This window comes from Robertmurraya korlensis, assembly GCF_023715225.1.
Lineage (GTDB): Bacteria > Bacillota > Bacilli > Bacillales > Cytobacillaceae > Robertmurraya_A.
Window position 1 is genome coordinate 1 of the sequence record NZ_JAMBNS010000064.1, and the last position, 492, is coordinate 492.

Below are 492 nucleotides of genomic sequence, written 5' to 3' on the forward strand. Positions count from 1 at the left end.
GCCATCGCCGCCAGCGGCGCGCAAATCGTCACTGTCGCCATTCGACGCGTAAATATCGGGCAGAAGAAAGATGAACCCAACCTACTCGATGTGATTTCTCCCGAAAAATACACCATTCTCCCTAACACCGCTGGCTGTTTTGACGCGGCTAGCGCCGTTCGTACCTGTCAGTTAGCGCGTGAATTGTTGGATGGGCACAACCTTGTCAAACTTGAAGTATTGGGCGATGAAAAAAACTTGTATCCCAACGTCATCGAAACTGTCAAAGCCGCTAAGACCTTAATTGATGATGGCTTTGATGTGATAGTGTATACCTCAGATGACCCAATTGTTGCCAAAGAACTAGAGAGCATGGGCTGTGTGGCGATTATGCCATTGGGCAGTTTGATTGGCTCAGGTTTGGGATTACTCAATCGCCATACTTTAAGTCTCATCATTGAGCAGACCCAAGTGCCGGTCTTGGTAGATGCAGGCGTGGGTACCGCCAGTGAT

1 pseudogene is annotated in these 492 nt (G+C 49.2%); it reads left to right on the top strand.

Annotation, left to right across the window (positions count from 1 at the left end):
• Nucleotides 1–492: pseudogene (gene thiG / locus M3175_RS25840) on the top strand (thiazole synthase); the annotation flags it as partial.